The 20,534-nt window shown below is 70.3% G+C and carries 20 protein-coding genes; 13 read left to right on the forward strand and 7 right to left on the reverse strand.

Features of this window, described 5'->3' with window-relative positions:
- Positions 1-87 precede the first annotated feature (87 nt).
- The 5 genes from I6N91_RS13735 (at position 88) to I6N91_RS13755 (ending at position 3,841) form a co-directional block, all read left to right on the forward strand.
- Positions 88-843 carry a class F sortase gene (locus tag I6N91_RS13735; protein WP_233091850.1) on the forward strand — a complete coding sequence of 252 codons (756 nt, stop codon included), beginning with the start codon at positions 88-90 and terminating at the stop codon, positions 841-843.
- A gap of 92 nt (positions 844-935) precedes the next feature.
- Positions 936-1,754 (forward strand): ribonuclease PH, encoded by an 819-nt coding sequence (gene rph / locus I6N91_RS13740; RefSeq protein ID WP_374058953.1) that lies wholly within the window; start codon positions 936-938, stop codon positions 1,752-1,754.
- The gene (gene rdgB / locus I6N91_RS13745; protein ID WP_198813566.1) at positions 1,747-2,394 is read left to right on the forward strand and encodes an RdgB/HAM1 family non-canonical purine NTP pyrophosphatase; all 648 of its coding nucleotides are present in this window, start codon (positions 1,747-1,749) and stop codon (positions 2,392-2,394) included. The genes rph and rdgB overlap by 8 nt, the downstream gene beginning before the upstream one ends.
- A 45-nt stretch (positions 2,395-2,439) precedes the next feature.
- Positions 2,440-3,111: a DedA family protein gene (locus I6N91_RS13750; protein WP_233091851.1), complete on the forward strand. Its 672-nt coding sequence runs from the start codon at positions 2,440-2,442 to the stop codon at positions 3,109-3,111.
- 64 nt (positions 3,112-3,175) lie between these two features.
- Positions 3,176-3,841, forward strand: a complete 666-nt coding sequence (locus I6N91_RS13755) for a GNAT family N-acetyltransferase (RefSeq protein WP_198813568.1) — start codon at positions 3,176-3,178, stop codon at positions 3,839-3,841.
- Here I6N91_RS13755 and I6N91_RS13760 read toward each other — a convergent pair.
- Positions 3,822-4,436 carry an HAD family phosphatase gene (locus I6N91_RS13760; protein WP_198813570.1) on the reverse strand — a complete coding sequence of 205 codons (615 nt, stop codon included), beginning with the start codon at positions 4,434-4,436 and terminating at the stop codon, positions 3,822-3,824. The two genes, I6N91_RS13755 and I6N91_RS13760, sit on opposite strands and share 20 nt — an antisense overlap.
- Positions 4,437-4,530: 94 nt before the next feature.
- Here I6N91_RS13760 and I6N91_RS13765 point away from each other — a divergent pair, with 94 nt between their 5' ends.
- Complete coding sequence (locus I6N91_RS13765) at positions 4,531-5,520, forward strand: exonuclease domain-containing protein (protein ID WP_198813572.1); 990 nt, start codon at positions 4,531-4,533, stop codon at positions 5,518-5,520.
- A gap of 53 nt (positions 5,521-5,573) precedes the next feature.
- Here the strand turns inward: I6N91_RS13765 and I6N91_RS13770 are convergent, their stop codons facing one another.
- Positions 5,574-6,623, reverse strand: coding sequence for an ADP-ribosylglycohydrolase family protein (locus tag I6N91_RS13770; protein WP_198813574.1), 1,050 nt, complete (start codon positions 6,621-6,623; stop codon positions 5,574-5,576).
- A 117-nt stretch (positions 6,624-6,740) separates the two neighbouring features.
- On the opposite strand from I6N91_RS13770, the gene I6N91_RS13775 reads away from it, so the two are divergent.
- The 6 genes from I6N91_RS13775 to I6N91_RS13800 all read left to right on the forward strand — a co-directional run bounded on the left by I6N91_RS13775 (position 6,741) and on the right by I6N91_RS13800 (position 15,384).
- Positions 6,741-7,688 carry an aquaporin gene (locus I6N91_RS13775; protein ID WP_198813576.1) on the forward strand — a complete coding sequence of 316 codons (948 nt, stop codon included), beginning with the start codon at positions 6,741-6,743 and terminating at the stop codon, positions 7,686-7,688.
- A gap of 111 nt (positions 7,689-7,799) precedes the next feature.
- Entirely contained in the window at positions 7,800-8,960 is a 1,161-nt protein-coding gene (locus I6N91_RS13780) for an exonuclease SbcCD subunit D (protein ID WP_198813577.1), read from the forward strand.
- 90 nt (positions 8,961-9,050) lie between these two features.
- Positions 9,051-12,116, forward strand: a complete 3,066-nt coding sequence (locus I6N91_RS17520) for an AAA family ATPase (RefSeq protein WP_198813578.1) — start codon at positions 9,051-9,053, stop codon at positions 12,114-12,116.
- A gap of 64 nt (positions 12,117-12,180) precedes the next feature.
- Complete coding sequence (locus tag I6N91_RS13790) at positions 12,181-13,518, forward strand: MFS transporter (protein WP_374058954.1); 1,338 nt, start codon at positions 12,181-12,183, stop codon at positions 13,516-13,518.
- 178 nt (positions 13,519-13,696) lie between these two features.
- A complete protein-coding gene (locus I6N91_RS13795) occupies positions 13,697-15,025 on the forward strand; it encodes an MFS transporter (RefSeq protein WP_198813579.1) in 1,329 nt (442 codons plus the stop codon).
- A 173-nt stretch (positions 15,026-15,198) separates the two neighbouring features.
- Positions 15,199-15,384 carry a hypothetical protein gene (locus tag I6N91_RS13800; RefSeq protein WP_120165235.1) on the forward strand — a complete coding sequence of 62 codons (186 nt, stop codon included), beginning with the start codon at positions 15,199-15,201 and terminating at the stop codon, positions 15,382-15,384.
- Positions 15,385-15,412: 28 nt separating this feature from the next.
- On the opposite strand, the gene I6N91_RS13805 is transcribed toward I6N91_RS13800, so the two are convergent.
- From I6N91_RS13805 to I6N91_RS13825, 5 genes are all read right to left on the reverse strand, one after another.
- Complete coding sequence (locus I6N91_RS13805) at positions 15,413-16,381, reverse strand: serine/threonine-protein kinase (protein ID WP_198813580.1); 969 nt, start codon at positions 16,379-16,381, stop codon at positions 15,413-15,415.
- A 189-nt stretch (positions 16,382-16,570) separates the two neighbouring features.
- The gene (locus I6N91_RS13810) at positions 16,571-17,371 is read right to left on the reverse strand and encodes an alpha/beta fold hydrolase (protein ID WP_198813581.1); all 801 of its coding nucleotides are present in this window, start codon (positions 17,369-17,371) and stop codon (positions 16,571-16,573) included.
- A 46-nt stretch (positions 17,372-17,417) separates the two neighbouring features.
- The gene (locus I6N91_RS13815) at positions 17,418-17,747 is read right to left on the reverse strand and encodes a biotin/lipoyl-containing protein (protein ID WP_198813582.1); all 330 of its coding nucleotides are present in this window, start codon (positions 17,745-17,747) and stop codon (positions 17,418-17,420) included.
- Positions 17,740-18,783 carry an alpha-ketoacid dehydrogenase subunit beta gene (locus I6N91_RS13820; protein ID WP_198813583.1) on the reverse strand — a complete coding sequence of 348 codons (1,044 nt, stop codon included), beginning with the start codon at positions 18,781-18,783 and terminating at the stop codon, positions 17,740-17,742. The genes I6N91_RS13815 and I6N91_RS13820 overlap by 8 nt, the downstream gene beginning before the upstream one ends.
- On the reverse strand, positions 18,776-19,798 hold the full coding sequence (locus I6N91_RS13825; protein ID WP_198813585.1) for a thiamine pyrophosphate-dependent enzyme: 1,023 nt from the start codon (positions 19,796-19,798) through the stop codon (positions 18,776-18,778). The genes I6N91_RS13820 and I6N91_RS13825 overlap by 8 nt, the downstream gene beginning before the upstream one ends.
- Positions 19,799-20,026: 228 nt before the next feature.
- On the opposite strand from I6N91_RS13825, the gene I6N91_RS13830 reads away from it, so the two are divergent.
- Positions 20,027-20,527 carry an Lrp/AsnC family transcriptional regulator gene (locus I6N91_RS13830; RefSeq protein WP_198813587.1) on the forward strand — a complete coding sequence of 167 codons (501 nt, stop codon included), beginning with the start codon at positions 20,027-20,029 and terminating at the stop codon, positions 20,525-20,527.
- The last annotated feature ends 7 nt before the right edge of the window (positions 20,528-20,534 follow it).

The following is a 20,534-nucleotide window of genomic DNA, read 5'->3' on the forward strand; positions in this document are numbered from 1 at the left end:
CCGCCACAACCGCGGCGGGGCCTGTACCCTATGCGGAAGTACCGGTCCCGAGCGGACCGGTAGGTCTCTCCGATTGAAAGGCTCAGCATGGCACCCTCGGCGCACCCCGACGAGCCCCCGGTCCCCGCGGAGCCGCCCCGGTCCGGGCACCCGCAGCAGGACAGGTCCCGGCGCCGGCGCATTCTCGTTGCGCTCCTGGGCTCGGCCGCGGCGCTCGTGCTCGTCCTGCTGGTGCTTCTTCCCCAGCTGCAGCAGGGATCGTCGGCGGCCGGTGATGACCGCCCCACCTCAACGCCCTCTCCGGCGCCCTCGGTAACCACCGCCCCTGCCTCTCCCAGCGCGTCGCCCGCCGTGCCCCCCAAGGCGCCACCGAAGACACCCGCCGGACCGGCCGCCGCCGCTCCCACCCACATCAAGGTGGAGGCCGCCGGCATCGACGTCGCGGTGCTCCCGCTGCAGCCCACCGCCGCCGAAGTGGCGAGCCAGTCGATCGTGCCGCCGTTCACCGACGACGGCTACTGGCTTTCCTCCTATGGCACCCCGGGCGCCGGCTCGATCAACACGACCTACATCACCGGCCACAGCTGGGAGGGCAGGGAGGCACCCTTCGACCGGTTCAGCACCCACACCGAAGTCGGTGACACCGTGACTGTCACGACGAAGACGGGCACCCTGCGCTACACCGTCGACTCGATCACCACCCATGACAAAGACACCTTGAAGACCAGCGACATCTGGAACATCATCCCGAACCGCCTCGTCATCATCAGCTGCTACACCGAGGACCCCTGGGGCAAGAACGTCGTGGTGACCGCCTCACCGGTTCCACCGGCCGCGGGCTGACCGGCCGTCCGCCCAGCCCAGGACCGCCCCGGCCCGCCCCGCGGCCGGACCGCGCCACCGGGGCGGGCATGCCGCCGGTTTAGACTGGCTCCATGAGCCCAGCCGATCCGCACCCCGCCACGTCCACCGCCGCAACGGCCAGCCCCGACGGCGTTAGCCCCGCTCTGCCGACAGTGCGGCGGGCCGACGGCCGCACCCCGGACCAGCTGCGGAACATCAGCATCACCCGGGGCTGGTCGAACCAGGCCGAGGGCTCGGCGCTGATCGAGTTTGGCAACACCCGCGTGCTGTGCACGGCTTCGCTGACCAGCGGAGTCCCACGCTGGCTCAAGGGGGAGGGGAAGGGCTGGGTCACGGCCGAGTACGCCATGCTGCCCCGGGCCACCAACACCCGCTCCGACCGCGAATCGGTCAAGGGGAAAATCGGCGGTCGCACCCACGAAATCTCCCGCCTCATCGGCCGGTCGCTGCGCTCGATCATCGACACCAAGGCGCTCGGGGAGAACACCATCGTGCTCGACTGCGACGTGCTCCAGGCCGACGGCGGCACCCGCACCGCGGCGATCACCGGCGCCTACGTGGCGCTTGCCGACGCCATCCGGTACGCGAAGGACAAGAAGCTGATCCCGGCCGGTGCCAAGCCGCTGATCGACACGGTCGCCGCCGTCAGCGTCGGCATCATCGACGGCGTCCCCATGCTCGACCTTCCCTACGTCGAGGACGTGCGCGCCGAGACCGACATGAACGTCGTGGTCACCGGCTCCGGAAAGTTCGTCGAGGTCCAGGGCACCGCCGAGGGTGCGCCCTTCGACCGGGCCGAACTCGACGCGCTGCTCGACCTCGCCCTGCTGGGCACGGCCCAGCTCGCGCAGATCCAGCTCGACACCCTCAAGGAAGCAGCCGGTGCCTGAGCAGGTGCACCGGCTGGTGCTCGCCACGCGCAACCCGGGCAAGCTCCGCGAACTCCGCGAGCTGCTGCGCGGACAGGTTCCCGGGCTCGACGTCGACACCCAGGTCGTTGACGCCGAAACCGCGGGCGCGGCCGACGTCGTCGAAAGCGGGGTGACCTTCGAGGAGAACGCCGTGCTCAAGGCGCGCCAGACCGCCGCGGCCACGGGGCTGGTGGCCGTGGCCGACGACTCCGGTCTCGCCGTCGACGTCCTGGGCGGCGCCCCCGGGATCTTTTCCGCCCGCTGGTCCGGCCGCCACGGCGACGACGCCGCGAACCTCGACCTCCTGCTCGCCCAGCTCGCGGATATCGGCCCGGAGCACCGCGGCGCTGCCTTCCACTGCGCCGCAGCGCTCGCCGTGCCCGGCGGTGCCGTGCACGTGGAACTGGGCGAACTGCGCGGCACGCTGCTGACCGGGCCGCGGGGCACCGGCGGATTCGGCTACGACCCGGTGCTCGTCCCCGAAGGGCTCGACCGGACCTGTGCCGAGCTCGCCCCCGAAGAGAAGAACCGCATCAGCCACCGCGGCCTTGCCTTCCGGGCGCTGCTGCCGCACCTGATCCGGGCGCTCGACGGCGGCCGGGACGGTGTCCGGTCCTGACCGTGTTTGGCGGCAGGCGCCGGACATAGGGCAGACTTGAGGGCGATGACTATTTTTCTGCAGCAGGGCCTGACCACCGAGTCCGACGGATCCGCACTGGGCGGGGTTGCCGAGTGGGCGGTGAACGTGATGGAGACGATCGGTGCTCCCGGAGCCGGCCTCGCGATCGCCCTGGAGAACCTCTTCCCCCCGCTGCCGAGCGAGGTCATTCTTCCCCTCGCCGGATTCACGGCGAGCCGCGGCAACTTCACGCTGTTCGAAGCGATCTTCTGGACCACCCTCGGCTCGGTGGTGGGCGCCTACGCGCTTTACGCGCTCGGCGCGGGGCTGGGCCGCCGGCGCATGCGTGCGATCGTGGCCCGGGTTCCCCTCGTGGACCTTGAGGACATAGACAGGGTGGAGGCATGGTTTGCCCGTTACGGCTACCGCGCCGTCTTCTTCGGCAGGATGATCCCGCTCTTCCGCAGCCTGATTTCCATTCCGGCGGGGATCGAAAGGATGCCGCAGGGGAAGTTCCTGCTCCTGACCGCCGCCGGCAGCCTCATCTGGAACCTCATCTTCGTCCTGGCCGGGTTCTACCTGGGGGAGAGCTGGCACCTCGTGGAGCGGTACGCCGACACGTTCCAGAAAATCGTGATCGCCGCGGTGGGCCTCAGCGTCGCCTACTTCATCATCAGCAGGATCCTCAAGCGCCGCCGGGCCCCCGAAGCGCGATGACCGGGACCGTGCGATGACAGGGACCGTGCGATGACGGGGACCGTGCGATGACGGGGACCGTGCGATGACGGGGACCGCCGGCACGCGTCTGGCTGAGTTCTGGCCGCTCTTCGGGCTGTCGATCAGCACCCCCCGGCTCGTCCTCACCCCGGTGCGCGACGACCAGCTGCCCGGCCTCGTTGACGCGATCCTCGCAGGCATCCACGATCCCTCGGTCATGCCCTTCAGCCCAGCCTGGACCGACGCGCCCCGGGACACCCTCATCCGCGAAAGCCTGAAATACCACTGGGGCCTGCGGGCCGCGGTGTCGCCGGAGAGCTGGACCATCAGCTTCGCGGTCCAGCACGAAGGACGCATCATCGGCGTCCAGGACCTCTCGGCGCGCAGCTTCGCGCTGCTGCGCCGGGTCAGCACCGGCTCCTGGTTGACGCTGGACGCGCAGGGCAGGGGTCTGGGTAAGGAAATGCGCTCCGCCGTCCTCTCCTTCGCCTTCGACCACCTTGGAGCGCACTCGGCCGTCTCCGATGCCGCTGTCTGGAACGCGGCCTCGCTCGGGGTGTCGGCGGCGCTCGGGTACCAGCCCAACGGCACCACCCTCACCGAGGCGCGCCCGGGCGAGGTGCGCGAACAGCAGCTGCTGCTCCTGACACGGGAGGATTTCCGCCGCCCTGAGTGGACGGCCGCCGTCGAAGGCGTCGACGCCGTCCGGCCTATACTGGCAGGCGCCTGAGCTCGCGTGAAAGATCGGTCTCCCGCAGGTGCAGCCGGGCGTCGATCCCGAGACCGCGTGCGGCCGCGATGTTCGCCGCCGAATCGTCGATGAACAGCACCCGGCCGGGCTCGGCGCCCAGTTCGGCGAGGACGTGGGAGAAGATGGCGCCGTCCGGCTTGATCAGGCGCAGCGACGAGCTGAAGAACAGCTTTTCGAAGTGTCGAGTCCACGGGGCTCCGGCGAAGTGCCCCACCATCGGGGCAGGCATGTTCGAAAGCAGCGCCAGGCGTGCGCCGGAGCCGGACAGTTCATCGAGAACGTCGAGGGTTTCAAGGTTGTAGTGCGACCACTGGTTGGCATCGAGGACATCGAGCCATGAGGCGCGGGCGTCGCTGACTGCGTGTCCGGTCACCCGCGACCAGTACAGCACCGGGGTCAGGTCTCCGGCGTCGTAGCCGTCGCGGTGCTGCCAGTAGGCGGACGAGCGCTCCCGCAGCCCCGGAACGCCGGCCTCCTCCTCGAGCCGGTCCCAGTCCTCGTCCGTGGGCTCGGTGGAGATCACCATTCCGTAATCGAAGAGATACCACTGCGGGGGAGAAAAAAATCCGGGCATGGTTCAGCCTACGACCCCCCGGCGGTTCCCGGCACGCCACCGGGGTTAACGTTGGATGAACGGTTTCGCCATCCGACACAGGTAGCCTTGAACGGTGGGAATTGAGTTCACGGCGATCGACTTTGAAACAGCTAACGGGTTTCGGGGCTCGCCCTGCGCAGTGGGACTCACGAAGGTCCGGGACGGACGAGTCGTTGACGAGGCCTCCTGGCTGATGCGTCCACCCGCCGGCCACGACTACTTCGATTCCCGCAATACCGCCATCCACGGCATCACGGCCGACCAGGTGGCCACCGCGCCCCGGTTCGGCGAGCTGTTCCCCGAGATCGGCGGCTTCATCGGCGGGGATATCCTGGTGGCCCACAACGCAGCCTTCGACCTCGGGGTGATCCGCTCGGCGCTCGAAGTGTCGGAGCTCTCAGGGCCCGGCTGGGACTATGCGTGCACCGTGATGCTCTCGCGCCGCAGCTACTCCCTGGCCTCCTACTCCCTTCCGTTCGTTGCCGAGGCCGCGGGAGTCCCGCTGGTGAACCACCACGACGCCGTTGAGGACGCGCGGGCCTGCGCGGGCATCCTCGTCGACATCGCCCGGCGCAGCGGCGCGTCGACGGTTGAGGAGCTGATGGCCGTCCAGCGGCTCCCGCTTTCGCGCGCCGAGCCCTATGAGCCCGGTGTCGACGAACTGTCCAAGGCCACCCGGACAGCGCTGGAGCGCGGCGCTGCGGCAGGGTGGGCCGGGTGGCCGGAGGAGGGCGACAACCCGCCGCCCAACCCGGCCGCCGACGCGAACCACCCCCTCTACGGGCAGACCGTCGTCTTTACCGGCGACCTTGGCATGCCCCGCCCGCAGGCGAAGGAACGGGCGGCACGGGTGGGGGCGCAGCCGGCCAGCGCGGTCACCCGCCGCACCACGGTGCTGGTGGTCGGCGACGGGTTCGTGGCCTCCGACCTGCGCAACGGCCGCGTCACGGGCAAGGCCCGCCGGGTGCTCGAACTACACGAGCGTGGACAGCAGATCGAGGTGCTCTCGGAGGCGGAGTTCCTGCAGATGATCGGCGGCCTCTGGCCCGTCGGCAGCCAGTAGGCCCCGCCGCAGGTCCCACGCGGCCGGCTCCCGCCACCGCGGGCCAGGTCCGGCTACTCGCCGGTTGCCGCCTTGATGAGGGAGGAGCCCACGGCCTGGATCACTTCGGTGCCGTCCAGGCGGTCGAGCCACGGCCGGGGCAGGGCGGCCTCCCCGTACAGCGCCCCCAGAATGTTCCCGGTGACCGAGCCGGTCGTGTCGCTGTCGCCGTCGTGGTTCACGGCCAGGACGACGCCGGCGGTGAAGTGCTCCGCGGGGTCCGGCCGGGCGGAGGCGAGAGCGGCATAGACGGCAAGGGCGAGTGCCTCCGGCGCGAGCCATCCGCGGCCCAGCTTGTCGGGCAGCCGTTCGGGCGCGACAGGACCATCGGCGGCAAGGGTGGCAGCAGCCGTGAGGCTCCCGGCGAGCTCCGTATCGCCAAGGAACCCGGCATGGGCGACCGCGGACTGCACGGCGGCCTCAAGTCCCAGCTCGTCGAGGGCCAAGGCGCGGATGAGGTGGCTGAAGACGGCGGCCGGAGTCTGCGCGGCGGGATGGCCGTGCGTCAGGGCCGCGGCGTCGAGGGTCAACCGGTCCGCCATCTGCCCGGGGATCCGCGGCACCAGGCCGAACGGAGCGGAGCGCATCAGCGCCCCCGATCCCTTGGCCTGCGGGTTGAGCGGACGCTTCCGGGTCCCCATGACCCCGGTGAGCAGCCCGGTGAGGCAGGCGTTGCCGGGGTCCCTGCGGTGGTGAAGGACCTCCTGGGCGTCGATCCACCGCGGCGGCGGAACCGGCGCGGGATCCGGAGCGGTTTCGCCCTGGGTCGCAAGCCAGCGCAGGTATGCCAGCCAGAGAATGGCCATCTCATCGGCCGACACGCCGTCATTGGCCCATTCGAGCGCCTCGACCAGTCCGTCGACCGTGTACAGGGTCAGCTGGGTGTCATCCGAGAAGACGAACGGCGAACCGTCCTCCGGCGGAGCGGTCACCCCGCCGGGGCCGAACCGGGTGCGGATCGCCTCGAGGCTGTCGCGTTCGACCGTGTAGCCGAGGGCGTCTCCGAGTGCGCCGCCGAGCAGACTCCCGGACACCCGCTGGGGGTAGGTTGCGTGGTATGCCATCGTTCAAGTCTAGGTCCGCCTAGGATGGGAGACTGGACGGGTGTGCGCCGCCGCCCGTAAGCGCGAGCGAGGGCGGCGGACACAGCCAATGGCCCCAACCGAAGGACGCACTGCCCTATGTCGCATGAAATCCAGCCCTCCACGGACGCGGGACAGGACCGGACCGGAGCCCTGGCCCCGCGCTCCTACGGCCCGGCTGCCCGGACTGCCGCCGAGGCGGTCGGCTCGTTCGTTGTCGTCCTCACCGGACTGGGCGTCACCATGCTCAACACCCAGTCAGGCGTGCCCCCGACCCTGGCTTTCGGAATCGCGCTGCTCGCGGCGATGATCGCCTTCGGCTACATCTCCGGCGGGCATTTCAACCCCGCGGTCACCCTTGGCTCGGCCGTCGCCGGCCGCACCGGATGGGGCTCCGTGCTGCCCTACATACTGGCCCAGCTTGTCGGCGGCCTCGCCGCCGCCGGCCTCCTGTGGCTTCTGCTCAGCGCCAACTCCCAGCTGACCGACGTCAACGGACTCTTCGCCGCGGCCTCCAATGGCTTCGAGGAGCACTCGGCGGCGCAGTTCCCGCTGAGCAGCTCGTTCCTGGCCGAGGCCGTCTGCACGGCCATCCTCGTCGCCGTGTTCCTCGGCGCCACCGCCCGGCACGCCGGCCGGAGCACCGCACCGTTCGCCGTCGGCCTGACCTACGCCGCCCTGCTCACCCTGCTGCTCCCGGTCACCAACGGCGGGCTCAACCCGGCACGATCCACCGCCTCGGCCCTGTTCACCGGTGACTGGGCGCCCGCCCAGCTGTGGCTGTTCTTCGCGGCGCCGCTCGTCGGAGCGGTCATCGCCGGTCTGGTCTTCCGAAGCGTCGACGCGGCCGGCCGGAAGTCCGAGTCAGCGCCCGCCGCGGCCGTCGCCACCACCGCTGCCCCTCCCGTCTCCACCGGCACGGACACGGTCGATGCCGCCACCGGAGCTCCGGCGGCAGCCCCGGCCGGCCCGGCGGCTTCTGCAGGTTCCGCGGACGACGCGCGCTCCTTCTTCGACAAGGGACCCGGGACGACGGGCCGCAGCTGACGGCTCCCCACCCCCAGACGCGGGCGCCGGGAAACCCCTTCGGGGGTGGAATTTCCCCGGCGCCCGCGCGGTGCCCGCAGGAATGTCCGGGGCGGGCGGTAGCGTAAAAATATGCTGTTACTCCACACCTCGGATTGGCACCTCGGCCGCTCCTTCCACGGAGCGGGAACCCTCGCAGCCCAGCGGATGTTTATTGACAATCTCGAAAAGACGGTGCGTGACGCCCAGGTGGACGTGGTGCTCGTCGCCGGGGACGTGTATGACCGGGCCCTGCCCGGGGTGGATGTTGTTGCGCTCTTTGACGAGGCGCTCGACCGGCTGCGCGCGGCGGGCGCCGAGGTGGTCATCTCGAGCGGCAACCACGACTCCGCGACCCGGCTGGGCTTCGGCGGACGCATCCTCGAACGCGGCGGAGTGCACCTGCGGACCCGAACCGAAGACATCGGGCGGCCGATCACTTTTCCGCTCGGGCCCGGGGCCGAACTCGCCGTCTATGGCATCCCCTACCTTGAGCCCCGGGTCGTCGCCGGCGCTCTATCCGCCGAACCGACCCACTCAAGCGTCACCCGGGCCGCGGTGGGGTTGATCCAGGAGGACCTGCGCCGCCGGAGGTCCTCTGGCACCGTGCACTCGGTGGTGATGGCCCACACCTTCGCCAGCGGCGGCATCAGCTCCGACAGCGAGCGGGAACTGGCACAGGGCGGGCTCGGCGCGGTCCCGCTGGACCTGTTCGATGCCTTCGACTACACGGCACTGGGCCACCTGCACGGGCAGCAGAAGCTTTCGCCCACGGTGAGGTACTCCGGTTCGCCGCTTGCCTACTCCTTCTCGGAGGCCCGCCAGACCAAGGGTGCCTGGCTCGTTGAGATCACCGCCGCGGGCCTTGGCCCGGTGACGCCCGTGCAGTGGCCGGCACCCAAGGAACTCGCGGTCCTCAAGGGCCGCATCGGGGACCTCCTGAGCGATGAGTCCCTCGCCGACGCCGAACACGCGTACTGCTCGATCACCCTTACCGATGCGGAGCGCCCGCCGCGCGCCATGGAACGGCTCCGCGCCCGCTTCCCCGACACCCTCGTCCTCGCCTTCGAGCCCGAGGGCGGACACACCGGTGACCTGCGCACCTACAGCCAGCGCATCGCCGCAGCGACGAACGACGCCGAAATCTGCTGCGGGTTCCTCGAGCACGTGCGCTCGCGCGAGGCCTCACCCGAGGAGCGCGAACTCCTGGCCGCAACCGTGGACGCCGCCCTCAGCCTTGCCTCCGAGCGGTGAGCCGCCGGTCGCGGGACCCAATAGCTAACCAGACCCAGACGATGACCGGCCCAGAAGCAGTCCAGTGAACAGGAACAGGGGAAAAGCAGCGTGAGGATCTCCCGCCTTGAAATCCAGGCCTTCGGCCCCTTCGCCGGGCGGCAGGTCGTGGATTTCGACGCGCTGAGCGCCCAGGGCCTGTTCCTGCTCAACGGCCCGACGGGTGCGGGGAAGTCGAGTGTCCTCGACGCGATCTGCTACGCGCTGTACGGATCGGTGCCCGGGGTCCGGCAGGGCGCCAAGCGCCTGCGCAGCGACCATGCTCCCGTCGGGCTCGCTCCGGAGGTCGAGCTCGAGTTCACCGTCGGCGCGCGCAGGTTCTCGGTCACCCGGTCCCCGCAGTGGGAGCGGCCCTCGAAGCGCGGCGGCGGAACCACGACCGAGCAGGCCCGGACCCTGCTCCAGGAATTCGTCGACGGCGCCTGGATGCAGAAGTCCGCCCGCAACGACGAGGCGGGCCTCGAGCTGCTGAATGTGCTGGGCATGGACAAGGAACAGTTCACCCGGGTGGTGATGCTGCCGCAGGGCGAGTTCGCTGCCTTCCTGCGCGCCGATGCCGGTTCCCGGCGCGAGCTGCTCCAGCGCCTGTTCTCCACCGATCGATTCGAGAACATTGAAAAACTGCTGAGCGACCAGGCCGGCCAGGCGGCGTCCCGCCTGGCCGCCGCGGAGGACGGACAGCGGCAGACCATCCAACGGGCGCTCGACGAGGCGGCACGGCACGGCATCGAAGCCGACCCTCCGGCCGACGACGGGCCCGCGCCGGGCGGCCAGGCGGTTGTGCAGACGCTGCTCGAAGCCGTCGCTGCCCGTTCCGCCGAAGCGGCGGCAGCGGCAGACCGGACGGCGCAGCAGCTGGAACAGGACAAGGCGCGCTACTCCGGGCTCGCCACGGCTCGGGCACGGGCGGTCGCGCTCGAGCGGCACCGTACCGCCCAGGCGGAACACGGCGCCGGCGCCGCGGAGGCGGCGGCGCTGGTGGCGGCCATGGAGCGGCACCAGGACGCCCGCCTGCTGGCCGGGGTCCTCGACGCAGCCGAAGACGCCGGCCTCGAACACGAGGACTGCAATGCCCGCTACGACAGCGCCCTCCACGCGCTGCGGACCGACGTCACCGCGGCCGCCTACCTCAAGGGTGCCGATGACGGCACCGATGCCCTCTTCGACCTGGCGCCCACTTCCGCCCGGCTCGACGCCGCGGCCCGCGCCGCGGCCTCGGATCTGGGAGTGCTGCAGGCTGCACTCCCCGACGAGGACAGGCTGCAGGGACTCAACGACCGAGTCCGGGACACCTTGGCGGAGCGTGCCTCACTGGCCGACCGGACCACCGGGCTGGAGGAGCGGCTGGCCGAGCTGCGCGCGGACAAGGCGCTGCTTGAGCAGGAGGCCGCAGGGCTGAGGGAAACCGCGGGGCAGGAGACCCGCTGCGCCGAGGCGCTTGAGGCCACCCGGGCGCTTGAGGCCACCATCGCCGAGCATGCGCAGGCGGAGCAGCGGCGCTCCGTGGCCGAGACGAACTACATGGCAGCACACGAGGAGCACCTCCGCCTCAAGGAAGCCTGGCTGACCCGGCTGCAGCTGCGCCTTGAGCAGGCCGCCGTCGAGCTCGCGGGCCAGCTCGAAGACGGCAAGGAGTGTGCCGTCTGCGGCAGCCTCGAGCACCCCGCCCCGGCCCGGGCGGGCGCCGACGAGAGGGTCACCCACGCCGACGAACAGGCGGCCCGGGAGGCCCACGCGGCGGCGGAGGCACGCTTGAATGAGGCGCGGTCACTGCGGGACGCCGCCGTGCTTGAAGCGGCCCGGCTCGCCGCCCTCGGTGGAGAACGGGACGCGGCCGTTGCCCGGGAGGCGACCCAGCAGGCGCAGGCCCGGCTCGCCGAGGCGCGCCGGGCCCAGCAGGAGCTTGAGGACGCCGCGGCACGGATCGACGCGCTCGTCGCCAGGGAACAGCAGATCCTCGCGCAGCAGGAGGACGCGGGCCGGGCCGCCGCCGAGGCCGCCGCCCAACTGCGGAGTCTTGAGGATCAGGCCGGGGAACTCGCAGCGCGCCTCGAACACCACCGGGGCGGTTTCGGTACCCTCCACGAGCGCGCGGAGGCAGTCGATTCCGCTCGTGCCGTGCTCGTCGCGGCCCGGGAGGCCCTCGAAGCCCTCGACCGGGCCGCGGGGCGCAGGGACAAGGCCGGAAGCGCCCTCGCCGACGCCCTCGCCGGCTCCCACTTCGACGGAGCCGCCGCCGTCCGGGAGGCCCTCCTCGAACCGGCAGCGCTCGAGGAGACCCTGCGCCGCATCCGCGCCCATGAGGCGGCAGGGCACCGGCTCGAGGCCGAGAGGGAAAGCCCTGACATCACCGCCGCCCTTCAGGACGAGGCCGAGGGCCGCTGCGTCCCCTCCGAGGATGAGGTCGAGGCCGCGGGCCGCGATTACACCGCGCTGGGGGAGAGGGCAGCCGACGAGGCGGTGGCCGTGCGGCTGCTTGAGCAGTCTCGAACCCAGCTCCGGGCCTACAACGCCCTGCTGGTGGAACAGGAGGCGGCCGTCGCGCCGCTGCGGGAGAGGCACGCGCTGCTGCGCTCGGTGGCCGACTCCGCCCGGGGCGGCGGCGAGAACCGGTACAAGATGCCGCTGAGCACCTATGTCCTCGCGTCGCGCCTCGAACAGGTCGCGGAGGCCGCGACCGAGCGGCTGCTGGCCATGACGGACGGGCGCTTCGCCCTCGTGCACAGCGACGCGCTGGCCGGGAACAAGAAGGCCGGGCTGGGGCTGAGTGTCATCGACGGGTGGACCGGAAACCGCAGGGACACCTCGACGCTCTCCGGTGGGGAATCCTTCATGGCGTCCCTGGCCATGGCGCTCGGCCTCGCAGACGTCGTGCAGCAGGAGGCAGGCGGCATCGACATTGAGACGCTCTTCGTCGATGAGGGCTTCGGCTCGCTCGATGACCAGGCACTGGAACAGGTGATGGACGCCCTCGACGGCCTGCGCAGCGGAGGCAGGGTCGTCGGCCTCGTCAGCCACGTCGCCGAACTGAAACTGCGCATCCCGGCCCAGCTCCAGGTCCATAAGGACCGGGAAGGCTCGCGCCTGGAATTTGTGGATCAACTCCAGATGGTGTAGATTCACTCAGTTACCGGGTAGGGCGCATCGGGAGGAGGGACGATGCGCGATTCGAAGCACCCGGATGACAATGAACGCAATTCCTTCCCTCAGCCCCGCTGCCGAACGTTCCCCCGCCGCCCCTGAGCGGCCCCGCCGGTTTGGCCGCTTCGGCCGCCTCCCGCAGCTTGCCGGCACCTCCTTCCTCTCCGTCGGGTTTCTGGCACGGCTTCCCCTTGCCATGCTGACCGTCGGCGCCCTGACCATCGTGACCTCGGCCAGCGGCTCCTACGCGCTGGGCGGGTTCGCGGCCGGCGCCGTCGGCATCGGCTCCGCCCTCGGCGCGCCGATCCTCGGCTTCCTCGCCGACCGCTTCGGCCAGCGGGTGGTCCTGCTGCCGGCGGCCGCCCTCAACACCGTCGCCATCGGGGCCCTGGTGGTACTCGCCCTTGCCCTCACCGGAACCGCCGCCGCGGCCGCCGTTCCCGTCCTGGCCGCCGCCTTCCTCGCCGGCTTCACCTCCCCCCAGATCGGGCCGCTCGCGCGGGTGCGGTGGGTGGCGATGACGCGCAGGCCCTCCGATCTCGACACGGCCATGTCCTACGAAAGCACCGCCGACGAGCTGACGTTCGTCCTCGGGCCCGCCCTGGTCGGCCTCCTCGCAAGCCTCGCCGCCCCCTGGGTCCCCCTGACCCTTGCCGCGGTGCTGACTCTGGCCATGGTGAGCGCATTCGCCGTCCACCCCACCGGCCGCCTGGTCGGATCCTCCCGCGGCCGCTCCGACGTTCAGGAGCCGGGGCCGGCCGTGACCGGCCGGCGGTCTCGCCTGCTGATCTCCATCCCCGTGCTGGGCATGGTCGCGATGGGCACCTTCTTCGGGGGGACCCAGACGACGCTCACCGCCTTCGCCGGGCAGTTCGACGCCGCCTCCGCCGCGGGGCTGCTCTACGCGGTCATGGGGCTGAGTTCGGCTGGTGCTGCCCTGTCGGTAGCCTTCTGGCCTGCCTCCTTTCAGCACTCCTGGCGGTGGATCGCCTCGGCGGCCGGCATGGTCGGCCTGGCCGCGCTGTTGTTCCTGCCCTCGGGCCTTCCGGCAATGGTGTTCGTCCTGTTCCTCCTCGGTATCCCCGTGGGGCCGACCATGGTCTCGATCTTCAGCATCGGGTCGATGGTGGCGCCCCGGCGCCTGCTCGGCACGGTCATGACCCTGCTCGCCAGCGGCATCGTCGCCGGGTCGGCCCTCGGCTCCGCCGTCGCCGGGTCCCTCGCGGAGAGCGCAGGGACCGGGGCCGCCTTCGCGGTGCCGGTGCTCGCAGCCGCCGCGCTCCTAGTGCTGGGCCTGACCGGTGCGGCCGGACTCCGGGCGCACCGCCGGTCCGTCGAGGCCACCGCCGCCGCTGCGTCAGGCGCCATGGGCTCCTGACGGGACAGCCCTTCGCGGGATTCAGCCCCGCCTCCGCCGGCACCCCGGCCGCAGCGAAGTCTTGACGCGCGGAAATTGATCCGCAGGACCTCCCCCATCCCGGGGAGGTCCTGCGTATGATTTAGCTCACATAACCGAACGTTCTGTCGGTAATGTTTTTCCGTCCCTTGGAGTGACAATGACGTCTTTCACTGCTGCGAAGGCCACGGGCCACCGCACATCACGCGAGGAGCGCCGGGTCCTTGCCGGCACCCTCGTCGGCACCACGATCGAGTGGTACGACTTCTTCATCTTCGCCCAGCTCACCGCCACGGTGCTGAGCGCGTTGTTCCTGACTCCTCTCGAGGAGTCCAACCCCGGCCTGGCGCAGATCCTCGCATTCTCCACGGTCGGCATCAGCTTCCTCTTCCGTCCCTTGGGCGCGATCGTCGCCGGACACCTCGGTGACCGTATCGGCCGGAAGTCGGTCCTCGTTTTCACCCTGATCCTGATGGGCACGGCCACGGCCCTGATCGGGCTCCTTCCCACCTATGCCTCGATCGGGGTGTGGGCGCCAATCCTGCTCATCCTCCTGCGTATCGTCCAGGGGTTCTCCGCCGGTGGTGAATGGGGCGGTGCGGCCCTGATGTCGGTGGAACACGCCCCGGTGGGCAAGCGGGGCCTGTTCGGTGCCTACCCGCAGATCGGGGTCCCGATCGGGATGATCCTGGCCACCGGCACGCTGCTGCTGCTGCGCACCACCATGTCGGCGGACCAGTTCCTCGAATGGGGCTGGCGGGTGCCGTTCCTGCTTTCGGTCGTGCTGATCGTCGTCGGCTACCTGATCCGCCGTGCCGTGAGCGAAAGCCCCGTCTTCAAGGAGATGCTGGCCCGCAAGGGTGAGAGCAAGGCGCCGCTGCGCCAGCTGTTCCGGAAGAACACCCGCGAGGTGCTCCTCGCCGCCGCCATCTTCATCGGCAACAACGCCGCAGGCTACCTGGTCATCGCGTTCTTCATCTCCTACGCCACCAAGTCGCTGGAGATGCCCCTGGTGCCGGTGCTGCTGGCGACGACGCTCGCCTCCTTCGGCTGGCTGATCTTCACGATGGTCGGCGGCTGGCTCTCGGACCGGATCGGCCGCGTGCGGACCTTCCAAATCGGCTACGCGCTGGTGTTCGTGTGGATGCTGCCGATGTTCCTGCTCGTCGACACCGCCAACATCTTCCTCTACGGGTTGGGCCTGTTCGTCCTCACCATCGGCCTGGGCCTTTCCTACGGGCCCATGTCCGCGATGTACGCGGAGATGTTCCCCGCCAACGTGCGCTACTCCGGAATCTCCATCGGGTACGCGCTCGGCGCGATCCTGGGCGGGGCGTTCGCGGCGATGGTCGCGCAGCTGCTGCTCGAGACCTACCAGTGGTCGGGGGCCGTGGCGATCTACATCATGATCCTGTGCGCCATCTCCTTCGTCGGGGTCACCCTGGCCCGGGAGACCCGCGGTGCGCCGCTTGGAGTCTCCCAGCACTAAGCCGGCACGCCCGGGGCCGTCGACGGCGGCGTCCGGGAGCACAGGCGCAGCAGACAAAAGACCGGAGGGCCAGGAAACCAACCTGGCCCTCCGGTCTTTCACGTTGCCCCCGGGGCTCCTAGGATCGAAGGAACGATGGATCGAAGGAGCGAACACCTACGCCGGAGGATGAAATGACCGAGACGCCGAACGGCAAGAAGCAGGACCCCAGCGGGCAAGGCCCCGACGGGCAAGACACAGGGGCGGGTCCCGAGGGCACCATCCCTGACAATCAGGAGGGAATCGGCGCCACGACGCTCGACGAGCCCTCGAACTTCGAGCCCGAAGAGGACGACGTCGAGGGCGGCGAACCGCGCTGAGCACTGCCCGGCCTAAAGCGGCCCCGGACTAACCGAGGCTCGGGGCGTGCGAGGGCGGATCGGGGATGTGGATGTTCCCGGTGGTGATTCCGCCGGTCGAGACCCCGTCGCCGTCGTCGGCGGGGGCGAAACCGGCGGCCGCCTGGGGTGTCCCGATCCCCGAGAAGCCCGCGGCCTCGTCGGAGTGGACCCGCAGCAGCAGGGCAACTTCGTGGGCGTCAGGACGGTCCTGGGGGTTCCGGGCGGTCATGCGGGTGAGCAGGCCCGCCCAGTCGGCGCCCAGCCATTCCGGAACCTCGGGATCGCGGAGCAGGCGGGCCAGGGCCGCCTCCACTACGGGCCCGGGGAAGGCCTTGTCGCCGGTAAGGCTTTCGAGTAGGACCAGCCCAAGGGAGTAGATGTCGCTGCGCTCGTTGATGTCGCCCGACTGGGCCTGCTCCGGGCTGAGGTAGTTCGCCGTGCCGATGGTGGCACCGACCGCGGTGGCCATCGTGGCATCCACCATGCGCGCGATGCCGAAGTCTGTGAGCTTGGGGTAGAGCCGGGTATCGTTCTCGCCCGAGTGGAACATCAGGATGTTCGCCGGCTTTACATCGCGGTGGACCACTCCTTGGGAGTGGATGTAGGCGAGGGCGTCGGCGAGGTCCGCTCCGACCTGGGCGACGGCGGCGGGAGCCAGCGGTCCCTTCTTCAGCAGCTTGCGCAGGTCCTCGCCGTCAACGAGTTCCATCACCAGGAAGCCGGTGGTGCGTCCGTCCTCATCCTGGTGCAGCCCCGCATCGTGGAGGGTCACCAGTCCGGGGTGGTTGAGGGTGGAAAGCAGAAGGGTTTCAGTGTGCTGCCGGCGGTAATCGTCGTCATCGGCGGTGGTGGGGTTGAACACCTTCACCGCGACGTCGCGCTGCAAGTTGCGGTCGATCGCCCTATAGACGGACGCGGCGCCGCCGACACCGAGCAGGTCGGTGGTTTGGTACCGCTCGGCAAGGAGCACATCCATGGGTGTTCTCCCGGGAAGGTGTTGAGTAAAGGGGGAAGCTGTGTGTCGCAAGAAGGTAAGTCTGCTGATGACTTACTTCGATTGTATCCTGCGCCAACCATTTTTTGCCCACGGCGCAGATCCCTTTACCTAAAGTTTATCCGCTGCGGCGGGCACCGGCGGCGGGCGGCAGGGTGCAAAGGGGCGGGTTCAGGCGGACAGGAACGCGACCGCGGCGGCCTTGAAGGCGCGCGAGGTCACCGCGTTGGCGTGGGTCCGGGCGGGCAGCTTCAGCAGTTCAGCGTGCGGGGCCAGGTCCGCGAGTTCCTGCGCCGTCGCGGCGAGGTCATCGTTCTCGCCGGCTACCAGCAGCAGCGGCATCCGGGGCACGGCCTCGGCTGGGATGAACGGCTCGTCCTTCACCGCCTCCACCATGGTCAGCAGCGCGAACACGTCGTTGGTCGGCACGAGCCGGGCCATCCGCATCAGCTCGGCGGTCCGGGGATCCTTGATCGGCGTGCCTTCGGCGAGGAGCTCCTGCGCCGCGGCGAGGTCGAACTCGGCAAGCGGGTCACCGCTGCCGGGGCCGCCCAGTACCATGCGGTGGACCAGTTCTGGCTGGGTGGCGCCGAATTCCCACGCCAGCCGGGAGCCGAGGGAGTATCCGATGATGTCGACGCCGCTGGCCGGCACGCCCTCGCGCAGGGGCGCCACGTGGTGGTCTTGGAGGACCTGCAGGACGTCGGCGCGGATGCGGCTCGGGGAGTAGGAGTCACGCGCCTCCGGTGCGGCGCTGTCGCCGTGCCCGGGAAGGTCGACGGTGATGACGGCCCGGCCCGCCTCGTTGAGGAAGCGGATCCAGCCGGAGTCGACCCAGTTGAGCTTCGTCGAGGAGGCGAAGCCGTGAAGCAGCAGCACCGGGCGCAGCCCGGCGTCGGAGGCGGGCGGATGCAGCGCCACGCTCAGCTGCGGATCCGATCCCTCCACCAGGTGGTCGCGGTGCCGTCCCATGCCTTGTCCTTTCCTGCCGTTGAAATCCCGCGCCGCGGGCTGGTGCCTAGTCGTCGTCGAGCACGGCGCTGAGCCGTACCCGCCGGGCCGGGGCCTTCTCGGCGGGCACCGTGCCCACGATGCCGGCCGTGTCGTCCGGCACCTCGAAGACGATCAGCGGATCGCCGACGGCGATCACCGAGCCCGCATCGCCGTGGACCTTCACGACTGTACCGGCCTGCGGGGAGGGCAGTTCGACGGTGGACTTGGTGGTTTCGACCTCGACGAGGGGCTGGTTCCGCTCGACCTGGTCGCCCTCGGCGACGAGCCACTCGAGGATGGTGGCCTCGATGAGGCCCTCGCCGAGGTCCGGCAGGGGGAATGAGAGTTCAGCCACGGCGGTGCTCCAATACGCGTTGGATTCCGAACAGGATCCGGTCAATGTTGGGAATGTACTCGTCCTCAAGGTCGCCCGACGGGTAGGGGACATCGAATCCCGTCACCCGTTCCACCGGCGCCTTGAGGGTATTGAAGCACCTTTCGGTGACGAGGGCTGCGATTTCCGCCCCGAGCCCGCTGCTGCGCGGCGCCTCGTGGACGACGACGGCGCGCCGGGTGCGGGAGACGGATTCGGCGAGGCCGTCGGCGTCGATCGGGCTGAGCCAGCGCAGGTCGAGCACCTCCACCTCGATGCCGTCCTCGGCCGCCAGTTCGGCGACCTGCAGGCAGCGGGCGACCATGGCGCCCCAGGCGATCAGGGTCAGGTGACGGCCGGGCCGGGCGATCCGTGCGCCCTCGAGTGCGCCGGCGTCCGCGGGATCCACTGGGCCCTTCTGCCAATAGCGCGCCTTGGGTTCCATGAAGATCACCGGATCGGGCATGGACCCGGCGAGCCGGAGCAGGTGGTAGGCCTGGTGCGGGTCCGCGGGGGAGACGACCTTCAGGCCCGGCACGTGGACGAAGAGGCTCTCGAGGCTCTCTCCGTGGAGTTCGGGTGCGCGGATTCCGCCGAAGCTGGGCACGCGCAGGGTGACCGGCATGGGCAGCGCCCCGCGGCTGCGGTAGTTCATGCGCCCGATCTGGGAGACGATCTGGTTCACGGCCGGATACGCGAAGCCGTCGAACTGCACCTCGGGGATGGGGTGGAAGCCGGCCATCGCCAGGCCGACGGACATGCCCAGGATGCCGGATTCGGCGAGCGGGGTATCGAAGACGCGCTCGGCGCCGAAGCGGGCCTGCAGCCCGTCGGTGATGCGGAAGACGCCGCCCAGGCGGCCGACGTCCTCACCGAAGATCAGGGCCTTGGGGTTGTCCTCGAGGACCTCCCCGAGCGCACGGTTCAGGGCTCCCTGCATCGAGAGCGTCAGCGGCGCGGGTGCGGCCGGCCCGTCGCCGGCGGCCGGGGACAGGGGGTTCGACAGGGTCTCAGACATGCTCGGATTCCGTCCTCCAGGCGGCGGCCTGGGCTTTCAGTGCGGGGGTGGGCTCCTGGAAGACGAAGTCGAACATCTCGCTTCCCGGGCGGGGACCAAGGCCTTCAAGGCCCTGCCGCACGGCCTCGGCCTCGGCCTCGCCCGCGGCGAGGGCGCCGGCGAAGAAGGAGTCGGGCGTGCCGAAGCGCGTGCGCAGCAGGGCCTCGCAGGCGGCCAGCGGATCGGACCGGCGGGCCGCCTGCTCCTCATCCAGGCTCCGGTAGCGCCCGGGGTCATCGCTCGTTGAGTGCGGGCCCAGCCGGTAGGTCCGGGCTTCGATGAGGATCGGGCCGCCGCCGTTCCGGCAGTGTGCCAGGGCCTGCCGGGTGGCCTCAAGCACCGCCGTGACGTCGTTGCCGTCCACGCTCAGGGACGGCATGCCGTACCCGGCGGCCCGGGCGGCGACGGACCCGCCCGCCACCTGGCGCTCGGTGGGCACCGAGATGGCCCAGCCGTTGTTCTGCACGAAGAAAATGACGGGTGCCTTCATCACGGCCGCGAAGTTCATCGCCTCATGGACGTCGCCCTGGGAGCTGGCGCCGTCGCCGAAGTAGCTCAGGGCCACGTTGTAGCCGTCCTCGCCGGGCCCGGCCAGCCTCTGGCCGTGCGCCCAGCCCACGGCGTGGAGCACCGATCCGCCGACCACGGCCTGGATGGGGGCGAAGTGGGTGGTGGCGGGGTTGTAGAGCCCGCCATGCCAGGTGGCCTTGTGGGTGGCCATGTATTCGACCATGTCCACGCCCACGGCGCGTGCAACGCCGAGTTCCCGGTAGGTCGGGAATAGAAAGTCCCGCGCGGGATCGACGGCGTAGCCGCTGCCCACCTGGGCCGCCTCCTGCCCGAGCAGGGGGGCGTAGCCGGGGATGATGCCCTGGCGCTGCCAGCGGACCGCGGCGGTATCGAGCTGCCGGACGGCGGCGAGGAGCCGGTAGAGCTCCTCGAGCTCGCTCGGGTCCGCAGGTGTCGGAGATTCCATGGTGCGTCCTTGCGTAGGGGGTCTTGGGCGACGGTATCCGTACCCGGAGCTCTGCGCAATCTGCCGCGTCGGTCCTCCGCAGTTTGCCGCAGTGAACGCCGCCTGTGCGTAGCCGACTGTACAGATTGCTTCGTTCTGCCGTTATCGTCTGTACAAACAGGCGTCCGCTCCGAAACCAGTCCGGGCGCCCCGCGGCAGGGCACGGTGTGTCCGGGAGGAAGGCAGCCCATGGAGATTGACCGGCTCGACGTCCGCATCGCTGACCTGTTCGCCGACAACCCCCGGATCTCGGTGCTCGAGGCATCGCGCGTCCTGGGGGTCGCGCGGGCCACGGTGTCGGCGCGGCTTGAGCGGATGCAGCGCAGCGGGGTGATCAACGGCTGGGGCCCCCGCATCGACCCCGGCTCCATGGGGTACGGCGTGACGGCCTTCTGCTCGCTGATCATCCACCAGGATTCGGGCCACGACGCGGTGGCCGAGGCGCTCGCGGACATCCCCGAGATCCAGGAGCTGCACACCGTGTCGGGGGAGAGCGACCTGCTGGCACGGGTCACGGCCCGCTCCAACGCGGACCTGCAGCGCGTGATCGACGCGATCATTGCCACCCGGACCGTCATCCGCTCCTCCAGCGTCATCGTCCTCAATACCCACTTCGAGGCGCGGACCCTGCCGCTGATGCGGGCCGCGGCCTCCGGGGGCCCTGCCGCAGAGGCCGCGAACCTGTTATAGTCATAGT

Source organism: Arthrobacter sp. MSA 4-2 (assembly GCF_016405885.1).
GTDB lineage: Bacteria > Actinomycetota > Actinomycetes > Actinomycetales > Micrococcaceae > Arthrobacter_D.